The 20,054-nt window shown below is 53.5% G+C and carries 18 protein-coding genes and 3 tRNA genes; 12 read left to right on the top strand and 9 right to left on the bottom strand.

Annotated features, from left to right (window positions below; genetic code table 11):
* Nucleotides 1–287 precede the first annotated feature (287 nt).
* Nucleotides 288–1,736: a sucrose phosphorylase gene (gene gtfA, locus EV680_RS05690; RefSeq protein WP_132953778.1), complete on the top strand. Its 1,449-nt coding sequence runs from the start codon at nt 288–290 to the stop codon at nt 1,734–1,736.
* 72 nt (nt 1,737–1,808) lie between these two features.
* On the opposite strand, the gene EV680_RS05685 is transcribed toward gtfA, so the two are convergent.
* The 7 genes from EV680_RS05685 to EV680_RS05655 form a co-directional block, all read right to left on the bottom strand.
* Nucleotides 1,809–2,300: a DUF302 domain-containing protein gene (locus EV680_RS05685; protein ID WP_132953824.1), complete on the bottom strand. Its 492-nt coding sequence runs from the start codon at nt 2,298–2,300 to the stop codon at nt 1,809–1,811.
* 479 nt (nt 2,301–2,779) lie between these two features.
* Complete coding sequence (locus EV680_RS05680; RefSeq protein WP_132953777.1) at nt 2,780–3,109, bottom strand: rhodanese-like domain-containing protein; 330 nt, start codon at nt 3,107–3,109, stop codon at nt 2,780–2,782.
* Between the two features lie 326 nt (nt 3,110–3,435).
* A complete protein-coding gene (locus tag EV680_RS05675; protein ID WP_132953776.1) occupies nt 3,436–4,203 on the bottom strand; it encodes a peptidyl-prolyl cis-trans isomerase in 768 nt (255 codons plus the stop codon).
* Nucleotides 4,204–4,215: 12 nt separating this feature from the next.
* Nucleotides 4,216–5,091 (bottom strand): peptidylprolyl isomerase, encoded by an 876-nt coding sequence (locus EV680_RS05670; RefSeq protein ID WP_132953775.1) that lies wholly within the window; start codon nt 5,089–5,091, stop codon nt 4,216–4,218.
* A 34-nt stretch (nt 5,092–5,125) separates the two neighbouring features.
* Entirely contained in the window at nt 5,126–5,398 is a 273-nt protein-coding gene (locus EV680_RS05665) for a BolA family protein (protein ID WP_132953774.1), read from the bottom strand.
* Nucleotides 5,395–5,685 carry a YciI family protein gene (locus EV680_RS05660; protein WP_132953773.1) on the bottom strand — a complete coding sequence of 97 codons (291 nt, stop codon included), beginning with the start codon at nt 5,683–5,685 and terminating at the stop codon, nt 5,395–5,397. The genes EV680_RS05665 and EV680_RS05660 overlap by 4 nt, the downstream gene beginning before the upstream one ends.
* Nucleotides 5,685–6,221: a septation protein A gene (locus EV680_RS05655; RefSeq protein WP_132953772.1), complete on the bottom strand. Its 537-nt coding sequence runs from the start codon at nt 6,219–6,221 to the stop codon at nt 5,685–5,687. Before EV680_RS05655 ends, EV680_RS05660 begins: the two co-directional genes overlap by 1 nt.
* A gap of 309 nt (nt 6,222–6,530) precedes the next feature.
* On the opposite strand from EV680_RS05655, the gene EV680_RS05650 reads away from it, so the two are divergent.
* The 7 genes from EV680_RS05650 (at nt 6,531) to EV680_RS05620 (ending at nt 15,628) form a co-directional block, all read left to right on the top strand.
* Nucleotides 6,531–8,570: a motility hub landmark protein FimV gene (locus tag EV680_RS05650; RefSeq protein ID WP_243650342.1), complete on the top strand. Its 2,040-nt coding sequence runs from the start codon at nt 6,531–6,533 to the stop codon at nt 8,568–8,570.
* A 487-nt stretch (nt 8,571–9,057) separates the two neighbouring features.
* The gene (gene truA, locus EV680_RS05645; RefSeq protein ID WP_132953770.1) at nt 9,058–9,873 is read left to right on the top strand and encodes a tRNA pseudouridine(38-40) synthase TruA; all 816 of its coding nucleotides are present in this window, start codon (nt 9,058–9,060) and stop codon (nt 9,871–9,873) included.
* A gap of 327 nt (nt 9,874–10,200) precedes the next feature.
* A complete protein-coding gene (locus EV680_RS05640) occupies nt 10,201–10,830 on the top strand; it encodes a phosphoribosylanthranilate isomerase (protein ID WP_132953769.1) in 630 nt (209 codons plus the stop codon).
* A 422-nt stretch (nt 10,831–11,252) separates the two neighbouring features.
* Nucleotides 11,253–12,455: a tryptophan synthase subunit beta gene (gene trpB, locus EV680_RS05635; RefSeq protein WP_132953768.1), complete on the top strand. Its 1,203-nt coding sequence runs from the start codon at nt 11,253–11,255 to the stop codon at nt 12,453–12,455.
* A 462-nt stretch (nt 12,456–12,917) separates the two neighbouring features.
* Nucleotides 12,918–13,868, top strand: coding sequence for a tetratricopeptide repeat protein (locus tag EV680_RS05630; RefSeq protein ID WP_132953767.1), 951 nt, complete (start codon nt 12,918–12,920; stop codon nt 13,866–13,868).
* A 113-nt stretch (nt 13,869–13,981) separates the two neighbouring features.
* Nucleotides 13,982–14,254, top strand: coding sequence for an ACT domain-containing protein (locus EV680_RS05625; RefSeq protein WP_132953766.1), 273 nt, complete (start codon nt 13,982–13,984; stop codon nt 14,252–14,254).
* A 12-nt stretch (nt 14,255–14,266) separates the two neighbouring features.
* Nucleotides 14,267–15,628 carry a PFL family protein gene (locus EV680_RS05620; RefSeq protein WP_132953765.1) on the top strand — a complete coding sequence of 454 codons (1,362 nt, stop codon included), beginning with the start codon at nt 14,267–14,269 and terminating at the stop codon, nt 15,626–15,628.
* Between the two features lie 586 nt (nt 15,629–16,214).
* Here EV680_RS05620 and EV680_RS05615 read toward each other — a convergent pair.
* A complete protein-coding gene (locus EV680_RS05615; RefSeq protein ID WP_132953764.1) occupies nt 16,215–17,294 on the bottom strand; it encodes an ATP-binding protein in 1,080 nt (359 codons plus the stop codon).
* Nucleotides 17,295–17,612: 318 nt separating this feature from the next.
* A tRNA-Leu gene (locus tag EV680_RS05610) sits at nt 17,613–17,697 on the bottom strand.
* A 264-nt stretch (nt 17,698–17,961) separates the two neighbouring features.
* Between EV680_RS05610 and EV680_RS05605 the strand changes: the two genes are divergently transcribed.
* The 4 genes from EV680_RS05605 (at nt 17,962) to EV680_RS05590 (ending at nt 19,580) form a co-directional block, all read left to right on the top strand.
* The gene (locus EV680_RS05605) at nt 17,962–18,639 is read left to right on the top strand and encodes a hypothetical protein (protein WP_132953763.1); all 678 of its coding nucleotides are present in this window, start codon (nt 17,962–17,964) and stop codon (nt 18,637–18,639) included.
* Entirely contained in the window at nt 18,632–19,228 is a 597-nt protein-coding gene (ribA, locus tag EV680_RS05600) for a GTP cyclohydrolase II (RefSeq protein WP_132953762.1), read from the top strand. Before EV680_RS05605 ends, ribA begins: the two co-directional genes overlap by 8 nt.
* 188 nt (nt 19,229–19,416) lie before the next feature.
* Nucleotides 19,417–19,492 (top strand) — tRNA-Val (locus EV680_RS05595).
* Between the two features lie 11 nt (nt 19,493–19,503).
* Nucleotides 19,504–19,580: transfer RNA gene (locus tag EV680_RS05590), tRNA-Asp, on the top strand.
* Nucleotides 19,581–20,054: the final 474 nt, after the last annotated feature.

The following is a 20,054-nucleotide window of genomic DNA, read 5'->3' as shown; positions in this document are numbered from 1 at the left end:
AATGAAATCATAAGGTGTGCACAAAGGCCGTCTGAAAATGTTCAGACGGTTTCTTTTGTTAACACATGCATAACAAACCTTGCGCTACATCAAGCAAGCGCAACGGCAGGGTGTTTCAGCCATTTCAAGTGATTGACTTATGGCACAGGGCTGCTATGATGCATGCAAATGACACCGATGTCTTTTAAGTAATGCCGTTTAAAAACATCATGATGATAATAGCTCAGCCTGTGCGCAAACGCGCGTGCTGCCGCACTTAAACCCAAAACCGACCACAGGAAAAAACCATGCCGTTAAAAAACCAAGCCATGCTGATTACCTATGCCGACAGCCTGGGCAGCAATTTGAACGATCTGCAAAAAGTGTTGCAAGGGCCGCTTAAAGATGTGGTGGGCGGTGTGCATATTCTGCCGTTTTTCCCCTCATCGGGCGACCGCGGCTTTGCGCCGATGGATTACACCAAGGTCGATCCCGCATTCGGCAGCTGGGCTGATGTGAATGCGCTGGCAAAAGATTATTATTTGATGTTTGATTTTATGGTGAACCATATTTCTGCCCAATCGCCTTATTTCCAAGATTTCCTCGCGAAAAAAGACGCTTCGGAATATGCCGATCTGTTTATCCGCTATAAAGATTTCTGGCCCAACGGCGAGCCGACCGAAGAGCAGGTTGACCTAATCTACAAACGCAAACCGCGCGCACCTTACCGCATGGCCGAATTTGCCGATGGCAGCGCGGAAAAAGTGTGGTGCACATTTGATGAGCAGCAGGTGGATTTAGACGTGACCACGCCCACCACCCGAAAATTCATCAAAAACAACCTCACCTTTTTGTCGGAGCAGGGCGCATCCATTATCCGCCTTGATGCCTTTGCCTATGCCAACAAAAAAATCGGCACCAACTGCTTTTTTGTGGAGCCGGAAATTTGGGAAACCCTGAAAGAATGCACCGATGTGCTCGATGCGCACAATGTGAGCGTGTTGCCCGAAATCCACGAGCATTACACCATTCAGCTCAAAATCGCCGAGCACGATTACTATGTGTATGATTTCGCGCTGCCGATGTTGGTGTTGCACACCTTATTCAGCGGCCGCGTCGACCGATTGGTGCACTGGATGGAAATCTGCCCGCGCAAACAATTTACCACGCTCGACACCCACGACGGCATCGGCGTGGTGGATGTGAAAGATTTGATGAGCGACGAAGAAATAGAAGCCGCCCGCGAAGCACTCTATGCGCAAGGCGCGAATGTGAAGAAAAAATACAGCAGCGCCGAGTATAACAACCTCGATATCTATCAAATCAATTGCACCTATTATTCGGCCTTGGGCAACAACGACCAAGCCTATCTGCTCGCGCGCGTGCTGCAATGCTTCGCCCCCGGCATTCCGCAAATCTATTATGTGGGCCTGCTCGCGGGTGAAAACGACATCGAATTGCTGGAACACACCAAAGAAGGCCGCAACATCAACCGCCATTACTACACTTTGGCAGAAATCGAGCGCGAAGTGCAGCGCGATGTGGTGCAGCAGCTGTTCAATCTTTTGAAATTCCGCAACACAAGCCGCGCGTTTGACGGCGAATTTGCGGTGAAAGCGTTGGATGCCAACGAGATGGAAATCACTTGGCACAATGCCGCCGAGCGCACTTCTGCCGTGATGCGGGCCGACACGCAAGCGAAAACCTTTTCAATTGTGGAAACCGTTGATGGGGTGAGCCGCGAAATATTGCTGTAAGTGTTTGATGTCAAATATTAAAAAGGCCGTCTGAAAATGGTTTCAGACGGCCTTTTTAATATTGGCGCCGCTTTATTCGCTCACGGTGTGACGAATCAGTTTTTCGGCGCCGGCCAGGGTATTTTCCACTTCGGCATAGCCGATGTTGCTGCCGCTGATTAGTGCGCGGGTGTCGTTAAACACCACTTGCACTTGGCCGCCGTTTTCCGTGACCAACACGCGCAGCGGCAGTTGCAGCGCAAAAGCCGGGTCTTTTGCCATCAGCGGCGTGCCGGCTTTGGGTGTGCCGAAGATAATCACTTTGGCCGGCTGCATGTTAAGGCCGCTTTGGCGGGCGGCGGCTTGGTGGTCGATTACGGCAAACACGGTCATGCCGCGTGAGGTGATGGCGTTTTCCAGACGGGATACGGTGTCGTTGAAAGAATAGCGGCTGACTACGGTGTGGGTGCTGGGCATGGCGGCGTAGGCTCTCGGTTGGGGTGGCTGGTGTGGTGTGTGGCTGCAGGCGCTCAGGGTGAAAGCAGCGGCGAGGGCGGCGAGGCTGGGGCGGAACAAGGTTTTCATGGCGGCTCCTGAGTGGATGTTGCATAGAGAAAAGGCGGATAAGCGGGTGGTTTGGGCAGCGCGGCGGCAGGGTTTGCGCTTGGGCGGCGGTGCATTCAAGCTGCTGTGTGCCATGGTTTGAATGCATTGCGCCGATGGTTTATACCAATTTTAAAAAATAACCTTACAAAATAAAAACAGTTTGGCAGCATCATCCGCGTAGGTCGGATTCTTGAATCCGACGTTTGGCCAACGGCCAAAGCAATGTGCGTGCCTTGTTCTGCGAACAAGTGTCGGATTCGAGAATCCGACCTACAGGCTGCCTGTTTGTATATTATTTTTTTGAATTGGTATTATTTGGCACGATACGTTATGCAGGCAAAACGAAATCTGAGTGCCGTAGGCCGGGTTGCTTAAGTGTTTGAGGCCGTCTGAATGTTTCAGACGGCCTATGGAAACGACAATTAAATTTCAAAGTTTAATTGCCGGATCAATAAGCCTTAGCGCAAGCCTTGTTTGCGCAAATCTTCATAGCCGCCGTGGTTGGTCACATTGTTGTAGCCGAGCTGCTTGAGGGTTTGCAGGGCGGCTTCGGCACGGCGGCCGCTGCGGCAATAGAGATGGATGGGGGCTTGTTTGTCGGGGCTGATGCTGCTGATTTTGGCGCCGATTTGGTCGGCAGGGATATTGATGGCGCCTTGCAAATGGCCTTGGCTGAATTCTTCGGGCGAGCGCACATCTATCCACACGCCTTTGGCTTTGGCCGCTTGCGCCGATGCCGGCGGGGTGGCGGCTTTAGGTGCGGCCGGCAAGGCAGCGGGCAGCAGCAAGGCGGCGAAGAAGGCGAGCGCGGAGGTTTTTTTTCATAACATCTCCTTAGAAAAAAGGGGCTTGATAAAGTTTGGCTCAAGCGTGCAGATGGGTTTGGATAAATTAAATATGCGGAATTGGCAATAATACCCTTCAAAAAAGCAAACTAACAAGGCGGAAGCCTGCGACAGTACAGATAGTACGGCAAGGCGAGACAACGCAGTCAGGTTATTTTTTTAGATTGGTATAAGCTCCAGCTAATGCTGCAAGGCAAGATAATGCAGTCAGGTTGTTTCAGGTTTGATATAAAAGGCCGTCTGAAAGCTTTCAGACGGCCTTGCGAGCTTTAGCGGCTCTCGGGCGGCACGATGCCGTTGCTTTTCAAAAGCTGCTCGATTTGCGCCTGCACTTTTTGCTGCTTGGCTTGCTGTGTGAGCTGGGATTTAATCACTTCATAAGGCGGCGCTTCGGGGTTGCGCTCGGCAGCGGCCAGCTTGAAAAGATAATATTTGCCGTTGAGCAGCACCGGCTCGCGGGTGACTTCGCCGCGGGTCATTTGGGCAAGCGCGGTCATGTCGGGCGGCAGCTGTTGCGGTGAGATAAAGTCGTCAAATTGCTGTTCGGGGTTGGGGTAGCGCTTCATCAGCGCTTCGAAGCTCATACCTTTGAGCAGCAATTGCTGCGCCTCGCGGGCGGCTTGGGCGCTGTCAAACTGCACTTGCTGCAATTTGATGATGCGGGTTTGCTGCTCGTAGGCGGCGCGCACTTCGGCCTCGTTTACTTCGGTGCTGTTTTCCAGATGGTTGACGTATTGAGCCGCGTAAAATTGGGCTTCTACGTTTTTAAGCTGGTTTTGCACTTCGGGCTTTTTATCGAGGCCGGCTTTGAAGGCTTCGTTTTTCAGCACTTCCAGGCTTTGCAGTTGCAGCGTCACTTCGCGGCGGATTTGCGCGCCGTCGGGCTGATGGCTGGTGTTGGGGTCGGCATCGGCTTGTTTGAGCACTTGCGCCACCATGCTGTCGATGCGGCCTTTGTCGATTTGCGGCGCTTGGGCGAGCGCAAAGCCGGCCAAAGCCAGCGCTAATGCGCCGGCCAAAGTGGTGTGTTTGTTCATCTCAGCTCCCCTTTAGTTGGCGGACTTGATGTCGGCTTTTTGGTAAAGGGCGGCCACGGCTTGGTCGATACGGGCGGTTTGCAGATCTTGTGCCAAGCCTTGTTTGGCTTCGTCGAAAGTGGGCAGCTTCACGGCGCGTTTGTCATTCACATAAAAAATGGCATAAAGGCCGTCGTTGCTTTGCAGGGGTGCGGTGTAAGCGCCTTTGCGCAAATCTTTCACCGCGCCGTAAACCACCGGCGCACCTTGCTCCAAATCTTTCAGGCGCACATAGTTTTGGGCGATGCCGCCGTTTTGCTTGCCTTGCGGATCGATGGTGTATTGGCGGGCCACGGTTTGAAAGCTTTTTTTGGCTTTCAGATCGGCTTCGGCTTTTTGGGCATCGGCGCTGCTGCGGGTGAGGATTTCACCCAGCTGCACTTCTTGGCTGCCTTTATAGAAATTGCTGAAATCGGTGTAGGCGCGCTGCACGTCGCTGTCGGTAACCGGATTGTTGGTGAGCACATGCGCCATATAGGCTTGGGCGAGCAAATCGCCTTCATAAACCGCCCATTGTTGTTTGAAGTTGGGCTGTTTGTCGGAGCCGTCTTGCTTGGCTGCTGCGCGAGCCTGCTCCAGCGCTTGCTTGTATTGGCTGCTTTGCTCCAGCTTCAGGCGGCGGGCTTCTTGCGTAACCAGCGTTTGGGTTACTTGGCGTTGGGTGAGGTTTTGGCGCAGAGCCGGGCTGTCTTGCAGCTGGCCGTTGCTTTGGCTTTGCAGCATTTTCACCTGCGCATCGATTTCTTTGCTGTCGATTTTGGTGCCGTTTACGGTAACCAGGGTTTGTGCCATCAGGCTGCCGGAAAAAGCGGCCAACATCAGGGCAGAGGTAAGATAAGTTTTTTTCATGTCGGTATTCTCGGTAAATTTAAATGAAAACGGCTTAGCTGAAATATTCATCGGGTGTGGCGGCTTTGATGCTTAATGCATGAATGAGGCCGTCTGAAAACAAATCGTGCAAGGCTTCTTTTACCATGCGCTGGCGGTTGATGCGCGAAACATCTTTAAACTTTTCGCTCACCACGAGTAAGGCGTAATGGCCGCCGCCCTGATTGCCGGCATGGCCGGCGTGCAAGTGGCTGTCGTCGCGAAATTCGAACACTTCTACGGCCAAATGTTGCAGGCGTTGCTCGATTTGCTGTTGCATGGGGCTCATTTGAACACGGCTTTGAAAGGTTTGATCAAAATTTCGTCATACACGCCGGCATCCACATAAGGGTCTTGCTCGGCCCAGCTTTGTGCATCGTCGAGTGAAGCGAATTGGGCAACAATCAGGCTGCCGGAAAAACGCTCGGGATTGTCGGGCAACGGGTTGGGGCCGGCGATAAGCAGCCGGCCTTCCGCTTTGAGCGCTTCGAGGCGCTGCAAATGGCCGGCACGTGCGCTCATGCGCGCTTCATGCGCATCATCGGCATCTGTGGCCAACAACATATAATATTCCATTATTTGTTCTCCTGCGGAAGAAAACGGCTCAAATACATGCCTTGAGCGATAAAAAACACAATCATCAGGGCGGTGGAGCCGAAAAGTTTGTAATTTACCCATTGGGCTTCGGTGAAGGTATAAGCGACAAAAAGGTTAACCAAGCCCATCAGCACCAAAAAAGCCAGCCAGGCAAAAGTGAGCTTGCGCCACACGCCCTCCGGCAGGGTGATTTCTTTGCCCATCATCGCTTTGAGTCCGTTTTTGCCCATCAAATGGCTGGCCAGCAGCACCAGCGCACCCACCCAAAACAAAAGCGTCGGCTTCCACATAATAAAACGGGCATCGTGCAGCAAAATGGTGGCCCCGCCAAACACCACAATCAGGGCCAAGCTTACCCACTGCATGGTGTCGAGCTTTTTGTGCCGAATCCAGGTAAAGGCCGCCTGCAACACGCCGATAACCAGCGCCACGGCCGTGGCCCATACGATATTTTTGGTGAGAGTGTAGGTGGCGAAAAAAAGGATAACCGCCAGCAAATCGCTTAATATTTTCATGTAAACAGGGTTGTTGAAATGCATGCAAACGATAATCATACATTCACGCGGCCGCTTTTGCATCATTTATCTTGGCAAAGTGCGCCGCCTTTTGTACCCGCTTAACCCGATTTTTCATTTTATGCCGGCCGCAATGCCTGCTTGGCGTGGCTATAAAGCCGCATTGCGGCATTTGTTTTAACATAAATTAGCAAGATGGCTTGGCAGAGTAAGCGATTCGAATATATCATGCAGGGTACGCAAAAGTCTGGCAGCTGCGCTGCAATCCAACAGGGGACATAAGTTTTGAAAAATAATCGTCGAATCAAAATGATCGCCGCTTCGGTGGCGCTGATGGCCTCATTCAGTGCCGTGGCCGGGCTGGGTGGTTTGAACGTTCAATCTCATTTAGGCGAGCCTTTTTCCGGCACGGTAACGGTTACCGGCGATGAGGCCAAAATATTGCTGAGCGGCGGCAAAGCCAGCATTTCCGACAACCGTTTGAGCACCAGTGTGCGCAAATCGGGCGACAATGCTATTGTGAGCATCCGCTCCAGCGGCGCCGTGCGCGATCCGGTGCTGGTTTTCCAAATGGGTGTGGGCGCACAGGCGCGCCAATACACCGCCATTATCGACCCGCCGGGCTATGCATCGGGCAGCACCGCCAATCGTGCGCCGGTGCGCCAGGCCGATGAGCCGGCTACGCGCGCAAGCGAGCACGGCAGCCGTGCCGCCGCTGCACCCCGCGCAGCGCAAAACCGCCCGGCACCCGCCAAAGCGCCGGAGCGCCAAAACACCCGCGTTGCCGCCGGAGAATACACGGTGCGCTCGGGTGAAACCCTGATGGGCATCGCCAGCCGCGTGCGGCCGGCCGGGCTGAGCACACGCCAAACCATGCTGGCCTTGGTGCAGGCCAACCCTGAAATTTTCGAATCAGGCAGCCCCGACCGCATTTGGCCGGGCAATGTGCTGAATATTCCGGCTGCCGAAGAATTGCACCGTCTGGCGAAACCGGGTGAACCGGTGCCGGTTACACCGGCAGAGCCTGTGCCCACGCCTGCGGCTTCCGAGCCGGTTGCCGAGCCCGCATCAGCGCCTGTTGCGGCACCGATGGAGGCTTCTGCACCCGTTGTAACCGCTTCTGAGGCCGTGGCGCAGCCGGCTTCCGAGCCGGTGGTGGTGCCTGCGCCGCAAACCGAGCCTGAGCCCGAGCCGCGCGAAAGCGGCTCTTGGTGGCGCTGGTTGCTGCTGGGCGGTTTGGGTTTGATTGCATTGTGGATGTTGTCCAAAATGTTGGGCAAAAAACACAAAACGGTGGTGTTTAAGGAAGAAGAGGACGAGACTTCTCCGTTTGACGCCCAATCCGGTGCGGCAGCAGATGCGCCGGTTGAGAAGGCTTCTGCTTCTGAAGAAGGCATTCGCACCCATCAGCCGGTTGCGCGCCCGAGCAACAATGCGCCGCTTACCCGTGCAGAAGCCGCAGCCACCTTGGCCGCCGGCAAAGTCGCCACAGAGGGCAAAGGCAAAAGCGAGAGCAGCGGCTTGGAAGTGGAAGATGATTTTGACGATGATATTTTCTTCACCGATGTAGAAAAAGTTGCCGTTGTTAAAGAAGCTGATGACAGCATCAACTTGGATTTAGGCAGCATCGACAGCCAGCAAAACGGTATTTTGTCGGGCGCAATCACGCGTGATGAAGCCACCGAGCAGCGCAAAGAAGTGGATTGGGAGCAGCTTGAATCCACCGAGAGCGTGTATGAGCCGGATGAGCCGCAGCTTGAAACGCCTGTGGCCGCGGCTGCCTCAGTGGCTGATATTGCGGTGCAGGCTGAGCCTGAAGCCGTTGAACCTGCTGCTTGGGCAGAGGTTGATGCAAAAACTGCGGACATTGCAGATGCTGATTTTGCAGTTGACGAAAAAGCAAGTGCTGCCGAAGAAGATCCTTTCGCGCCGCTCGAGTTCGACACTGAAGCCGACGAGGCGAAACGCACCGACCAAATGGCCGGTGTGGCCGATGAGCCGGCCACCGAAAGCTGGTATGCCGAAGCGGAAAGCGCCATTGCCATGCAAGAGGGCGATGATGTGGCTGCCGATGCAGGCGGCATTACGCTTGATGAGGGCGCACCGGCTGTCATCGAGTGGGATGAATCTGCTGCCGAAGCGGCAGGCGAGCGCGCCGAAACCGGCTTTATCACCGAATCGGTGGGCATGACTGCACCGTTGGAAGCCAAATACGAGTTGGCGAAAATGTATATCGAAATCGGCGACCCCGAAGCCGCACGCGATACTTTGCTGGAGTTGATGGAAGAATCAGACGGCGGCATTTTGGCGAAAGCCCAAGCGCTGTTGGATGAGCTGGATGCTTCCTGATATTGTTTGAAAAAGCCCGGGTGAACACTCGGGCTTTTTATGTTTCAGACGGCCTTTTGATTGGTGTGGTGAGGAAACTCAATTGCACCCGCTCTAAAAAATAATACCAATCCAAAAAAATAACCTAACTTCGTTGTCTCGCCTTGCCGTACTATCTGTACTGTCGCAGGCTTCCGCCTTGTTAACTTCCTTTTTTGAATTGGTATAAAACAGCCAAACGGCAGAGCCGCAGACAATCTTCCGACTTGCAAGTGTTGTGCTTGAAATCTGAAGCAAAGGCCGTCTGAAAGGTTTTCAGACGGCCTCGCATGTAATATTTATCATGGCTTATTTATTTGGCTTGACGTAAGGCGTGAAGCAAAATGCAGCCGAGCGGCGGTGCCGGCGGACAGGTTTTCCGCTGTGCCATCCGGCCATATTCCTTGCCGCGGTAGGATGGTGCGCATGATTCGCGATATAATGGCCGCTTTACTTTAAAAGCGCTGCCATGCCGCTCGAACACACACTGCCGCCCGTTCAACGTTGGGCGTTGACCCTCTCGTATGACGGCAGCCGCTTTTACGGCTGGCAAAAGCAGGCCGGCGGCGTGGCTACCGTGCAAGCGGCGCTGGAGCAGGCTTTGAGCCGCATTGCATGTGCGCCGATGCACACCATTGCCGCCGGGCGCACCGACACCGGCGTGCATGCCACCGCGCAAGTGGTGCATTTCGACACCGCGGCCGAGCGCAGCGAGCAGGCATGGATACGCGGTGTGAATGCACATTTGCCTGAAGGTGTGGCGGTGTGGCGGGCGCAGCGTGTGGATGCGCGTTTTCACGCGCGTTTTGATGCATTCGGCCGCCGCTACCGTTATGTGTTGCAATCCACGCCGGTGCGCCCGCCGCTGCTGTTGGGCAAAGTGGGCTGGACGCACACGCCGCTTTGCCTGGCTGCGATGCAAGAGGCTGTGGCGCTCTTGGTGGGCAAACATGATTTTTCCAGCTTTCGCGCTGCGGCCTGCCAGGCCAAATCGCCTGTCAAAACGCTCTACAGCGCTTCCTTGCAAGGCAGCGCCGATCTGATGGCGCTGGATTTGCACGGCAATGCTTTTTTGCACCATATGGTGCGCAATATTGTCGGCGCGCTGGTGTATGTGGGCAGCGGGCGCATGAGCGTGGCCGGGTTTGCCGCTTTGCTGGCCGAAAAAAGCCGCTTGAAAGCGCCGCCCACTTTTATGCCCGACGGCCTTTACCTCACCGGCGTGGATTACCCGCCGGAATGGGGCGTGGCCACGCCGCCGCCGCCGGAGTGGCTGTGGTTTTGAGTGAGATAGGCCGTCTGAAAAGGTAGCGAGTGGGGTGCGGGCGGCAGTGCGTTGAAACAAGTTCGACTGGGAGCAATAGCCGGCAGAAAACGACCAGCCGCCTTCGGGTGGCTGTGAGTTGAAACCAAGCAGAATATGCGGGTTCGATCCCCGTCAGCCCCAGTCGCCTTCGGGCGGCTGTGCGTTGAAACAATGATTTGGATGAAGTGCTTGCTACGCAAAGCTTTGGGTTGAAAGAAATAAGAAACAATCCTTTCAGACGGCCTTTTACCTTTGTAGCAAAATGATGGTCAGCCGCCTGCGGGCGGCTGCGAGAGTGGATATATTATGTCGAAAATCCGCACCAAAATTTGCGGCTTCACCCGCCCCGAAGATGCTGCCGAAGCCGCCCGGCTCGGCGTGGATGCGGTGGGGCTGGTGTTTTATGAAAAAAGCCGCCGTTTTGTAACGATTGAAGCTGCGCAGGCGGTGGTGCGCGCTTTGCCGCCGTTTGTGAGCGTGGCGGCTTTGTTTGTGAACGAAACCGAAGCCCGTATCCGTGAAGTGTTGCGGCAGGTGCCGGTGGATATTATCCAGTTTCACGGTGATGAGCCGCCCGAATTCTGCCGCCGCTTTGAGCGCCCTTATCTGAAAGCCGTGCGCGTACGCCATGCGCAGGATATTGCCGCTGCGGCGGCTGAGTTTGCCGATGCCCGCGCGCTTTTGTTGGATGCTTATGTGGAAGGCGAATATGGCGGTACAGGGCAGCGCTTCGATTGGCAGATGCTGCCGGAAAATTTGAGCGGCCACTGGATATTGTCGGGCGGGCTCACGCCTGAAAATGTGGCTGAGGCGCTGCGCATTGCCGGTGCCGACGCCGTGGATATTTCCAGCGGCGTGGAAAGCGCGCCGGGGGTGAAATGCCCGCAAAAAATGGCGGCTTTTATGGCGGTGGTGCGGGAAGCGCAAAAGCAATGAGGAAAGTTTGATTAAGCATATATCGCTTTTTCGATTATAGTGTAATGCAAGAAAAAGGGACACGACTGCATTCTGAAACAGCGTGGGTTGGGTTGCGAAACCCAAGGTTTCAGACGGCTTGTGGATTTGTTGGGTTTTCAACCCAAGCTACCCGCCGCATCACTTTTTTTATGCAGGCCACTATATAAGATTCTTGAGCTCGATATTCGGTTTTTAAGGCCGAACACTTAGCGTATATGCACTTGTTCTTCGAGCAGGCGTCGGATTTAAGCATCCCACCTACACAACTGCACAGCCGGCGGCTCTGTTTTGTGAAACGTTTTGCAGCACGCAGCCGCCGCGCAATAAAGGGCGCATTTTCTATTTTCAGACGGCCTGTTTGGAAAAGGCCGTCTGAAAAGCTGATTTTCAAAGGACAAAACATGAAAAATTATCATTCTCCCAACGAGCAGGGTTTTTTTGGCGAACACGGCGGTGTGTATGTGTCGGAAACATTGATTCCGGCGCTGCAAGAATTGGCCGATGCTTATCGCGAAGCCAAGCAAGACCCTGATTTTTGGGCAGAATTTCATCATGATTTGCAGCATTATGTCGGCCGCCCCAGCCCGGTTTATCATGCGCAGCGCCTGAGCGAGCATTTGGGCGGCGCACAGATTTATCTGAAGCGCGAAGACCTCAACCACACCGGCGCGCATAAGGTCAACAACACCATCGGCCAGGCTTTGCTGGCGCGGCGCATGGGCAAAAAACGCGTGATTGCGGAAACCGGCGCCGGCCAGCACGGCGTGGCTTCGGCCACGGTGGCGGCGCGTTTCGGCATGGAATGTCATGTGTATATGGGGGCGGACGATATTCAGCGTCAAGCACCCAATGTGTTTCGGATGAAGCTGCTCGGTGCCAATGTGGTGGGCGTGGAAAGCGGCTCGCGCACGCTCAAAGATGCGATGAACGAAGCCATGCGCGAATGGGTGGCCTGCGTGGATGACACGTTTTACATCATCGGCACGGCGGCGGGCCCCGCGCCTTATCCCGAGATGGTGCGCGATTTTCAATGTGTGATCGGCAATGAAGCGAAAACGCAAATGCTCGAAGCCATCGGCCGCCAGCCCGATGTGGCCGTGGCCTGCGTGGGCGGCGGCTCCAATGCCATCGGCTTATTTTATCCTTATATCGAAGAGGCGGGCGTGCGCTTGGTGGGCGTGGAAGCGGGCGGGCATGGTGTGGACACGCACGAGCATGCCGCACCGATTACCAGCCACGCACCCATCGGTGTGTTGCACGGCTTTCGCAGCTATTTGATGCAGGATGACAACGGCCAGGTGCTGGGCACGCATTCGGTGTCTGCCGGCCTCGATTACCCGGGCATCGGCCCCGAACACAGCCATTTGGCCGACATCGGCCGGGTGGAATATCACGCCGCCGATGACGATGCGGCCTTGGCGGCTTTTGATTTGCTGTGCCAATACGAAGGCATTATCCCCGCGCTCGAAAGCAGCCATGCGCTGGCGTGGGCGGTGGCCGAAGCACCGAAGATGGGCAAAGAGCAGGTGATTTTGGTTAACCTTTCCGGCCGCGGCGATAAAGACATCAACACCGTGGCCAAGCTCAAAGGCATCGAGCTGTAAAGGTTTCAGACGGCCTTGTGATGAAGCAGGCCGTCTGAAACCCAACCTAAAAATAACCTATAGTGGAATGCAAGAAAAAGTGATACAAAACTATGCACTATAACGGCGTAGCTTGGGTTGATAAACCCAACGTTTCATACCAATCCAAAAAAATAACCTAACTTCGTTGCCTCGCCTTGCCGTACTATCTGTACTGTCGCAGGCTTCCGCCTTGTTAGCTTACTTTTTTGAATTGGTATCAGACGGCCTGTGGGTTTGTTGGGTTTTCAACCCAACAAACCCGTGTTGTGTCACTTTTTTATGCATTCCACTATAACTACGTTGCACCTTGCCGCAGTATCTTTATTGTTTGAGGCTCGCCGCCTTGTTATCTTATTTTTTAGGTTTGGTATAAGCTTACTTTTTTTGAATGGCATGAGGCCGTCTGAAATTTTAATTTAAACCGCTAAAGAAAGGAGGCGCATGATGTTGCGCTGCATAGAATTCAAACCCAAACACTATATTTTCCAATACACACCCAATGAAAGCGCGCCCTCGGATATCGATGCGTCCGAATATTTCGATGCGGTGCAAGATGAATATTGGGAAGCGTGGGAACAGCTGCAAGCTGAGGATATCAGTGAGCAAGAAAAAACGATGATGGTGTTTTCTTTAGATGCCGTCAACCAGCAAAAGTTGCATGTTTTCTGCCAATTGGCGCCTGACGATATCGATATCTTGCTTGGTGCTTCCGAAGTGGCCGCCAATGTTGGCACGCAAATCAATTTTCTGCGGCTGGCGGTTGAAGCCGGTTATCAGGCTTTGCCGGATGATTTCAACTGGAATACCTGCAAGCTGCCCAATAGCGAAGAGAATGAGTTGTTTCTGTTGGCTATGTCGCAGCTGGCCGAAGCTTATTTGGAGATAGAAGCGCATTGGCATCAGGCTGAAAAGCTGCTGCTGCGGCTGAATAAAGTGTGCCCTGAATCTGATTTGGGCACAGACCAGCAATTGCTGCGCCTCTATCAAACGATGGGTGAGTGGCGCAAAGCGCAAGCCGTGTGCAAAAGAAACAAAGGCGAGCATTTGGTGTTGTTCCGTTATGGGCAGGCCTTGTCGCACATCATGCTCGAGCAGCAAGATCAGGCGCGCAAACACTTGGCCGCTGCCGTGGCTGCCATGCCCGAGGCGGCAGAAATTTTGCTGCGCCAGCCTTCGGAAGAAGAGTTGGAGGCCGAATATGATGCGGCACTTGAAGAAATGGATGCCGACTTGGAGCGGTTTGAGCTGGAAGACGAGCGGGAATGGGCTGATGGTGAAACGCCGCTCAACCGCAGCCGCTTGGCCATGGTAACTTATTGCCAAGATTGCGGCCATCTTTGGGCAAAAGGGCGGCCGGCCGAAATTTTGGTAGAATTGGCATTGCGGCGTTAATTCTGTAAAGCTTTATTTATATCAAAACGTTTTCAGACGGCCTCTTTTATTATTCAAGGCCGTCTGAATATATTCTAAAACATTAATCTCAAATCAATCAGGAAAGCGCAAAAATGAGCCATTCAGTGATTACCGTGATCGGCAAAGACCGCATCGGCATTGTTTACGACGTGTCCAAATTATTGGCCGACAACCGTTTGAATATCGTCAACATCAGCCAGCAGCTGATGGATAATTTCTTCACCATGATTATTCTGGTCGACACCGCGCAGTGCCCGAAAAGCCGCCAGGAAATGCTCGATTTGTTTGCCGCAGAGGGTCAAAAGCTGGCGCTGGATATCCGCATGCAGAATGAAGACATTTTCAACGCCATGCACCGCATTTAAAGGATTGAACACATGAGCACCCGCATTCAGTCCAACGAAATCCTCGAAACCGTCAAAATGGTGGCCGACCAAAATTTCGATGTGCGCACCATCACCATCGGCATCGATTTGCACGATTGCATCAGCCCCGATATCGAAGTGTTAAACCAAAATATCTACAACAAAATCACCCGCGTGGGCAAAGATTTGGTGCAAACCGCCAAGCATTTGTCGGCCAAATACGGCGTGCCGATTGTGAACCAGCGCATTTCGGTAACGCCCATCGCCCAAATTGCCGCCGCCACCGGCGCCGACAGCTATGTGAGCATTGCGCAAACGCTCGATCAAGCCGCCAAAGCCATCGGCGTGTCGTTTATCGGCGGCTTCTCCGCGCTGGTGCAAAAAGGCATGTCGCCCGCCGATGAAGTGCTGATCCGCTCAATTCCCGAGGCCATGCAAACCACCGAGATTGTGTGCAGCTCCATCAACATCGGCTCCACCCGCGCCGGCATCAATATGGATGCGGTGAAGCTGGCGGGCGAAACCATCAAACGCACCGCCGAAATCACGCCCGAGGGCTTCGGCTGCGCCAAAATCGTGGTGTTTTGCAATGCGGTGGAAGACAACCCGTTTATGGCCGGCGCGTTTCACGGCTCGGGCGAGGCCGATGCGGTAATCAACGTGGGCGTGTCCGGCCCCGGCGTGGTGAAAGCAGCGCTGGAAAATTCAGGTGCGCAAACGCTCACCGAAGTGGCCGACGTGGTGAAGAAAACCGCGTTTAAAATCACCCGCGTGGGTGAATTGATCGGCCACGAAGCCAGCAAATTATTGGATATTCCCTTCGGCATTCTCGATTTGTCGCTCGCCCCCACGCCGGCGGTGGGCGACAGCGTGGCGCGCATTCTCGAAGAAATGGGCCTGAGCGTGTGCGGCACCCACGGCACCACCGCCGCCCTGGCTTTGCTCAACGATGCGGTGAAAAAAGGCGGAATGATGGCCAGCAGCGCCGTGGGCGGCTTGAGCGGCGCATTTATCCCCGTGTCGGAAGACGAAGGCATGATTGCCGCCGCCCAAAGCGGCGTGCTCACGCTCGACAAGCTCGAAGCCATGACCGCCGTGTGCTCCGTCGGCCTGGATATGGTGGCCGTGCCCGGCAGCACCAGCGCCGCCACTCTTTCCGGCATCATCGCCGATGAAGCGGCCATCGGCATGATCAACAGCAAAACCACCGCCGTGCGCATTATTCCCGTGCCCGGTAAAGATGTGGGCGAGAGCGTGGAATTCGGCGGCTTGCTCGGCTATGCGCCGATTATGCCGGTGAAAGAAGGCTCGTGCGAAGTGTTTGTCAATCGCGGCGGCCGCATTCCCGCGCCGGTGCAATCGATGAAAAACTGAGCGCTGCGCACATTTCATCTGTGGGCAGGGTTTTGAGCCAAAATATCGCCGCGCGATAAAATGCAAACAGACCCTATGGGTCTGTTTGCATTCGTGATCCAAATCTCTTTGATGCCGTCTGAACGCCTGCTAAGTTTTGATCTGAAGTGGCTTTCAGACGGCCTTTTATACCAAACCTAAAAAAAGCAAGACAACAAGGCAAAAGCCTGCGACAGCGGGTAGGTTGGGTTGATAAACCCAACAAATCCACAAGCCGTCTGAAATGTTGGGTTTATCAACCCAACCTACGCTGTTGCTAAGTTTTCATCTGAAGTGGCTTTCAGACGGCCTTTTATACCAAACCTAAAAAAGCAAGACAACAAGGCAAAAGCCTGCGACAGTACGGCAAAGCGGGATAACGCAATTATAGATGCGGCAATTAATTATTGAATATTCACATCCTCTTACCCGCAGCAGAAACCTGTTCCCTCTCCCGTGGGAGAGGGCTAGGGAGAGGGCAACAAGCCTTTGGCTTGTTTGCCGGCATCTGAAAATGTTCAATATTTAATTGCCGAATCAATAGATTATTTTTTAGGCTTGGTATTGTTTATGCATTTTCCAAAATCCACATTTTCAATAACGGATTGTTGATTTGCCATTTATCGGCGGTGTTTTTGCTGATGAGGTCGTGCCGCTCAAGCCGCCTGATGGCGCCTTGTGTGCTGCTGGTGCTGATTTCGCCGATGCCGAGCGCGGCGGCGTATTTTTGGCGGCTTTCATGGCTGTAGGGGCTGCTGTCGTCTGTGCCGGCTATGTCCTGCATGATGGCTTTTTCCAAAGGTTTCAATTTCTGCCATACGCCTGATTCTGTGTTTTGTGTGTTCATCTGCGCTATGCGGTTGTCGGCAGCTGCATCAAGCGGTAAATCGGGGTTGATAATCATGTCTTGGATGATGGCGCGCATATACATGGGCGTGTGGTTTAAGCGCTCAAACATGCGGTATAGGTCGGTTTTGTTGATGCTGTTGCCCGTGCGGCTGTGGTAGATGTCGGCTAAAAAATCGGTGAAATCTTTGCCGAGCAAGGGAAAATCCAATGCGTGTGCAAAGTGGAAAAACGGGGCTTTACTGTTGTTGAACATGGTTTTCAGGCCGTTGGTGCTGCTGCCTGTGAAGATGGTTTTCACGTTGTCTTGGTGAATGTCCAAGCCGGTGCGAAGCGAGCGGATAAGCCCTGCCGCGCCGGTGAAACGCGCCAGCTCCTGCACTTCATCCAGCAAGAGCAAAGTGGGGCGGCTTGTATTGGCTATGGCGCTGATGAGCTCGGTAATGCTGAATGTGGGCGCGGGGGCGTTTTCCCGCTCTATGCCCAAGCCGAAAGCTTCGATTTTGTTGATTTGGCTGATAAACGATTTGGCTTTTCCGCCGGTTTGAATGCTTTGGGCAAATTGTTGTAAGGCCGTCTGAAAACGCTCGGGGATATTGCGGTCATCGGCCATGAATGAGAAGTAAAAGACATTAAAGCCGTTTGCTTCTGCCAGCGGTGCAACGTCTTTCAGCAGAAATTGCGTTTTGCCCATGCGGCGCGGTGCAAACAATGTGAATGCGTGTGTGATGCCGCCTTTCAGGCTGTTTACCAACTTTGCGGCATATTCCGGGCGGTGGAAATATAAGGGATCGGTTTGCATGGCTTTGGATGATATTTAAATGCTGTTAGCTATGATTATACATAGAATGGCTGATTATACGAATTGTGTATAACGATGTATAACCGCCATCGTTTGCCAAACGGCTAAAGTTTTGTTTATTTAATGTGTTGCCGGCTATACAGAAATAGCAGAAGTAGCAGATGAGCAGCGCAACGACTTGGCAGAATGGCAGGCTTACGGACGGGTGGTTGAGTAAAGATTAGCTTGTAAAAAAAGCCGCCAATTTGGCGGCTTATTAAAATAAGTGTCCCTGTTTCGTCCCGGATTTCTGTAAACCATTGATTTATATAAATTATGTGGTGCGGACGGAGAGACTCGAACTCTCACACCTCTCGGCGCCAGAACCTAAATCGGGTGCGTCTACCAATTTCGCCACGTCCGCATGCTTTTGGGCAAGCGCTTAATTATACCAAAAGCCGGGTTAAATGAAAAGGTGCTGCGGGCTTGAAAAGAAAGCTGTGCGCCCATAGTTTAAAGCGTTATTCATCAAAGGCCGTCTGAAACTTTTCAGACGGCCTGTATGCCGATTCAAAAGAATAAGCTTATAAGGCCGGTGGCGCAGGCCGTGCAGATGGCATGGTAAGGCGAGCCAATGCAGCAAGGTTGTTTTTTTTGAATCGGCATCACACAGAAAGAGAAAGCGTTTATGTCAGCTTTATTGGTGCAAGATTATCTGCAAACACAAGGTTTGCAATTGCCGCAAGATGAGGTGCTGGTGGCGCTGCGTTTGGCGCAGGCGGTGATCAGCATGGGTGCGGCTTCGGTTGAACGCAGTATTTTATGGTATGCCAATGACGAGGCGGTGCTGGCCGAACATATTGAAGCGGATGCGGGCAGCGAGGCTTTGTTGAAGCAGATTTTTATGGCGCTCGATTCGGCATTTGAGCGCGCGCCTTGTCAAAGCGCGGTGGTGTACGGCCTGATGCCGTCTGAAAATGAAAACACCACACCTTATTTGTTGCGCTTGGCGCAGCAGGGCGCGGCCTTGGCGCAAGTGCTGCTGCTGGATGAGGCACATGCGTGGACGGATCTGCCCAGCCGCACGGCGCAAACGGGCTGGCTGAATCTGGTGCAGGATGTGCCGCACTGGCTCGCGCTGGATGAGCTTCGGGGTGAGCAAAACCTGCGTAGCCAAAGCCAGATGTCGCTGCCGATTTGCTTGGAAAACGGCGCGGTGCTGGGCGTGTTGCAGCTGGAGCATGCCGGGAAAAACGGGTTTGATGAGGCTGCCCAAATTGTGTGGGTGGGGCTGGCGCTGGCTTTGGCCGCGCCGCTGCAAGCCTTGCTGCGGCCTGAAAAAGAAGAGGAGACGCAGGATGAATAAGCCGTTGAAATTTGTGGCCGCCTGCCGCCTGCCCACAGAGTGGGGCGTGTTTACCTTGCACGGTTTTGAAGAAGTGCGCAGCGGGCAGGAGCATGTGGCGCTGAGCATGGGCGATATCGGCAGCGATGCGCCGGTGTTGGCGCGGGTGCATTCCGAATGCCTCACCGGCGATGCGCTTTTTTCGCAAAAATGCGATTGTGGCCCGCAGCTGCAGGCGGCGATGCAGGCGGTGCAGCAGGCGGGGCGCGGGGTGATTGTGTATTTGCGCCAAGAAGGGCGCGGCATCGGCCTGATTAATAAAATCCGCGCTTATCAATTGCAAGACCAGGGGCTGGACACGGTGGAAGCCAATGTGGCGCTGGGCTTGCCGGTGGATGCGCGCGATTTCACGTTGGCCAAGCATATTTTCGACCATTTGGGCGTGCGCTCGGTGAAGCTGCTCACCAATAATCCGCAAAAAGTGCAGGTGTTGGCCGATGCCGGCATCAATGTGGCCGAACATGTGCCGCTGCATGTGGGTGAAAATCCGGAAAACGAGCGCTATTTGCACACCAAAGCGGAAAAACTCGGCCATTGGTTTGATATTTGACCGAGCCGATATTCAGACGGCCTGTGAGGCTGATTAACAGGCCGTCTGAAAGGTAAAATTTTAAAAATAATTTTATTTTTGTTTCAATTGTTTGCAATAAATCTGAAAAAATATCGGCCAAAAGGCTTGCGCCGCCGGCCGGATTTTGGTTTAATTCCGTTCTCGCAGCGATGAGCGCGAAAGAAAACGGGTGATTAGCTCAGTTGGTAGAGCGTCTGCCTTACAAGCAGAATGTCGGCGGTTCGACTCCGTCATCACCCACCATTTTTTTGTGCGGAGTGGTAGTTCAGTTGGTTAGAATACCGGCCTGTCACGCCGGGGGTCGCGGGTTCGAGTCCCGTCCACTCCGCCAACCAAAATAAAAAAAAGCACCGATTTTTCGGTGCTTTTTTTTATTTTGGTTGGATGATTTGTGCGAAAACGCTGGCTAGGGGCTATTCACAATTCATCCGCGCGTAAGATTTTAAGCGCAAAAGCGCGTCTGCAAGGCGGCGGGCCGCAGATAGTGCAATCCGCACGGCAAGGCAGGTCAATGCAATAAGGTTGTTTCAATAAGGTTGTTTAGGGTGGGTAGGATTTCGTGATTATCAAACAGGCCGTCTGAATGTTCAGACGGCCTATTTGTGTTGGCGAAAATGCAAAAGCGCGGCGTGGTTGCGCTCAGAAATAGGGCGCTGCTGAAATAATTTTATATTGGCCAATATTGCTTTCGTAAAGAATGAATTAATGCTTATTGATTCGGCAATTAAATATTGAAATGTTTATGCAGCATACTTCACCTTCGGATCTCTAAAATACGCAGCCACCCGTTGAGGATGGTTCTCCA

The organism is Uruburuella suis, from assembly GCF_004341385.1.
Taxonomy (GTDB): Bacteria; Pseudomonadota; Gammaproteobacteria; order Burkholderiales; family Neisseriaceae; genus Neisseria; species Neisseria suis.
The sequence above is the reverse complement of the archived record's forward strand: the minus strand, read 5'-3'. Positions and strand labels throughout refer to the sequence as shown.

Coding starts and splice junctions, on each gene's coding strand:
- gtfA (WP_132953778.1), top strand. CDS start 288: ATGCCGTTAAAAAACCAAGCCATGCTGATTACCTATGCCGACAGCCTG.
- EV680_RS05685 (WP_132953824.1), bottom strand. CDS start 2,300: ATGAAAACCTTGTTCCGCCCCAGCCTCGCCGCCCTCGCCGCTGCTTTC.
- EV680_RS05675 (WP_132953776.1), bottom strand. CDS start 4,203: ATGAACAAACACACCACTTTGGCCGGCGCATTAGCGCTGGCTTTGGCC.
- EV680_RS05670 (WP_132953775.1), bottom strand. CDS start 5,091: ATGAAAAAAACTTATCTTACCTCTGCCCTGATGTTGGCCGCTTTTTCC.
- EV680_RS05665 (WP_132953774.1), bottom strand. CDS start 5,398: ATGAGCCCCATGCAACAGCAAATCGAGCAACGCCTGCAACATTTGGCC.
- EV680_RS05660 (WP_132953773.1), bottom strand. CDS start 5,685: ATGGAATATTATATGTTGTTGGCCACAGATGCCGATGATGCGCATGAA.
- EV680_RS05655 (WP_132953772.1), bottom strand. CDS start 6,221: ATGAAAATATTAAGCGATTTGCTGGCGGTTATCCTTTTTTTCGCCACC.
- EV680_RS05650 (WP_243650342.1), top strand. CDS start 6,531: ATGATCGCCGCTTCGGTGGCGCTGATGGCCTCATTCAGTGCCGTGGCC.
- truA (WP_132953770.1), top strand. CDS start 9,058: ATGCCGCTCGAACACACACTGCCGCCCGTTCAACGTTGGGCGTTGACC.
- EV680_RS05640 (WP_132953769.1), top strand. CDS start 10,201: ATGTCGAAAATCCGCACCAAAATTTGCGGCTTCACCCGCCCCGAAGAT.
- trpB (WP_132953768.1), top strand. CDS start 11,253: ATGAAAAATTATCATTCTCCCAACGAGCAGGGTTTTTTTGGCGAACAC.
- EV680_RS05630 (WP_132953767.1), top strand. CDS start 12,918: ATGATGTTGCGCTGCATAGAATTCAAACCCAAACACTATATTTTCCAA.
- EV680_RS05625 (WP_132953766.1), top strand. CDS start 13,982: ATGAGCCATTCAGTGATTACCGTGATCGGCAAAGACCGCATCGGCATT.
- EV680_RS05620 (WP_132953765.1), top strand. CDS start 14,267: ATGAGCACCCGCATTCAGTCCAACGAAATCCTCGAAACCGTCAAAATG.
- EV680_RS05615 (WP_132953764.1), bottom strand. CDS start 17,294: ATGCAAACCGATCCCTTATATTTCCACCGCCCGGAATATGCCGCAAAG.
- EV680_RS05605 (WP_132953763.1), top strand. CDS start 17,962: ATGTCAGCTTTATTGGTGCAAGATTATCTGCAAACACAAGGTTTGCAA.
- ribA (WP_132953762.1), top strand. CDS start 18,632: ATGAATAAGCCGTTGAAATTTGTGGCCGCCTGCCGCCTGCCCACAGAG.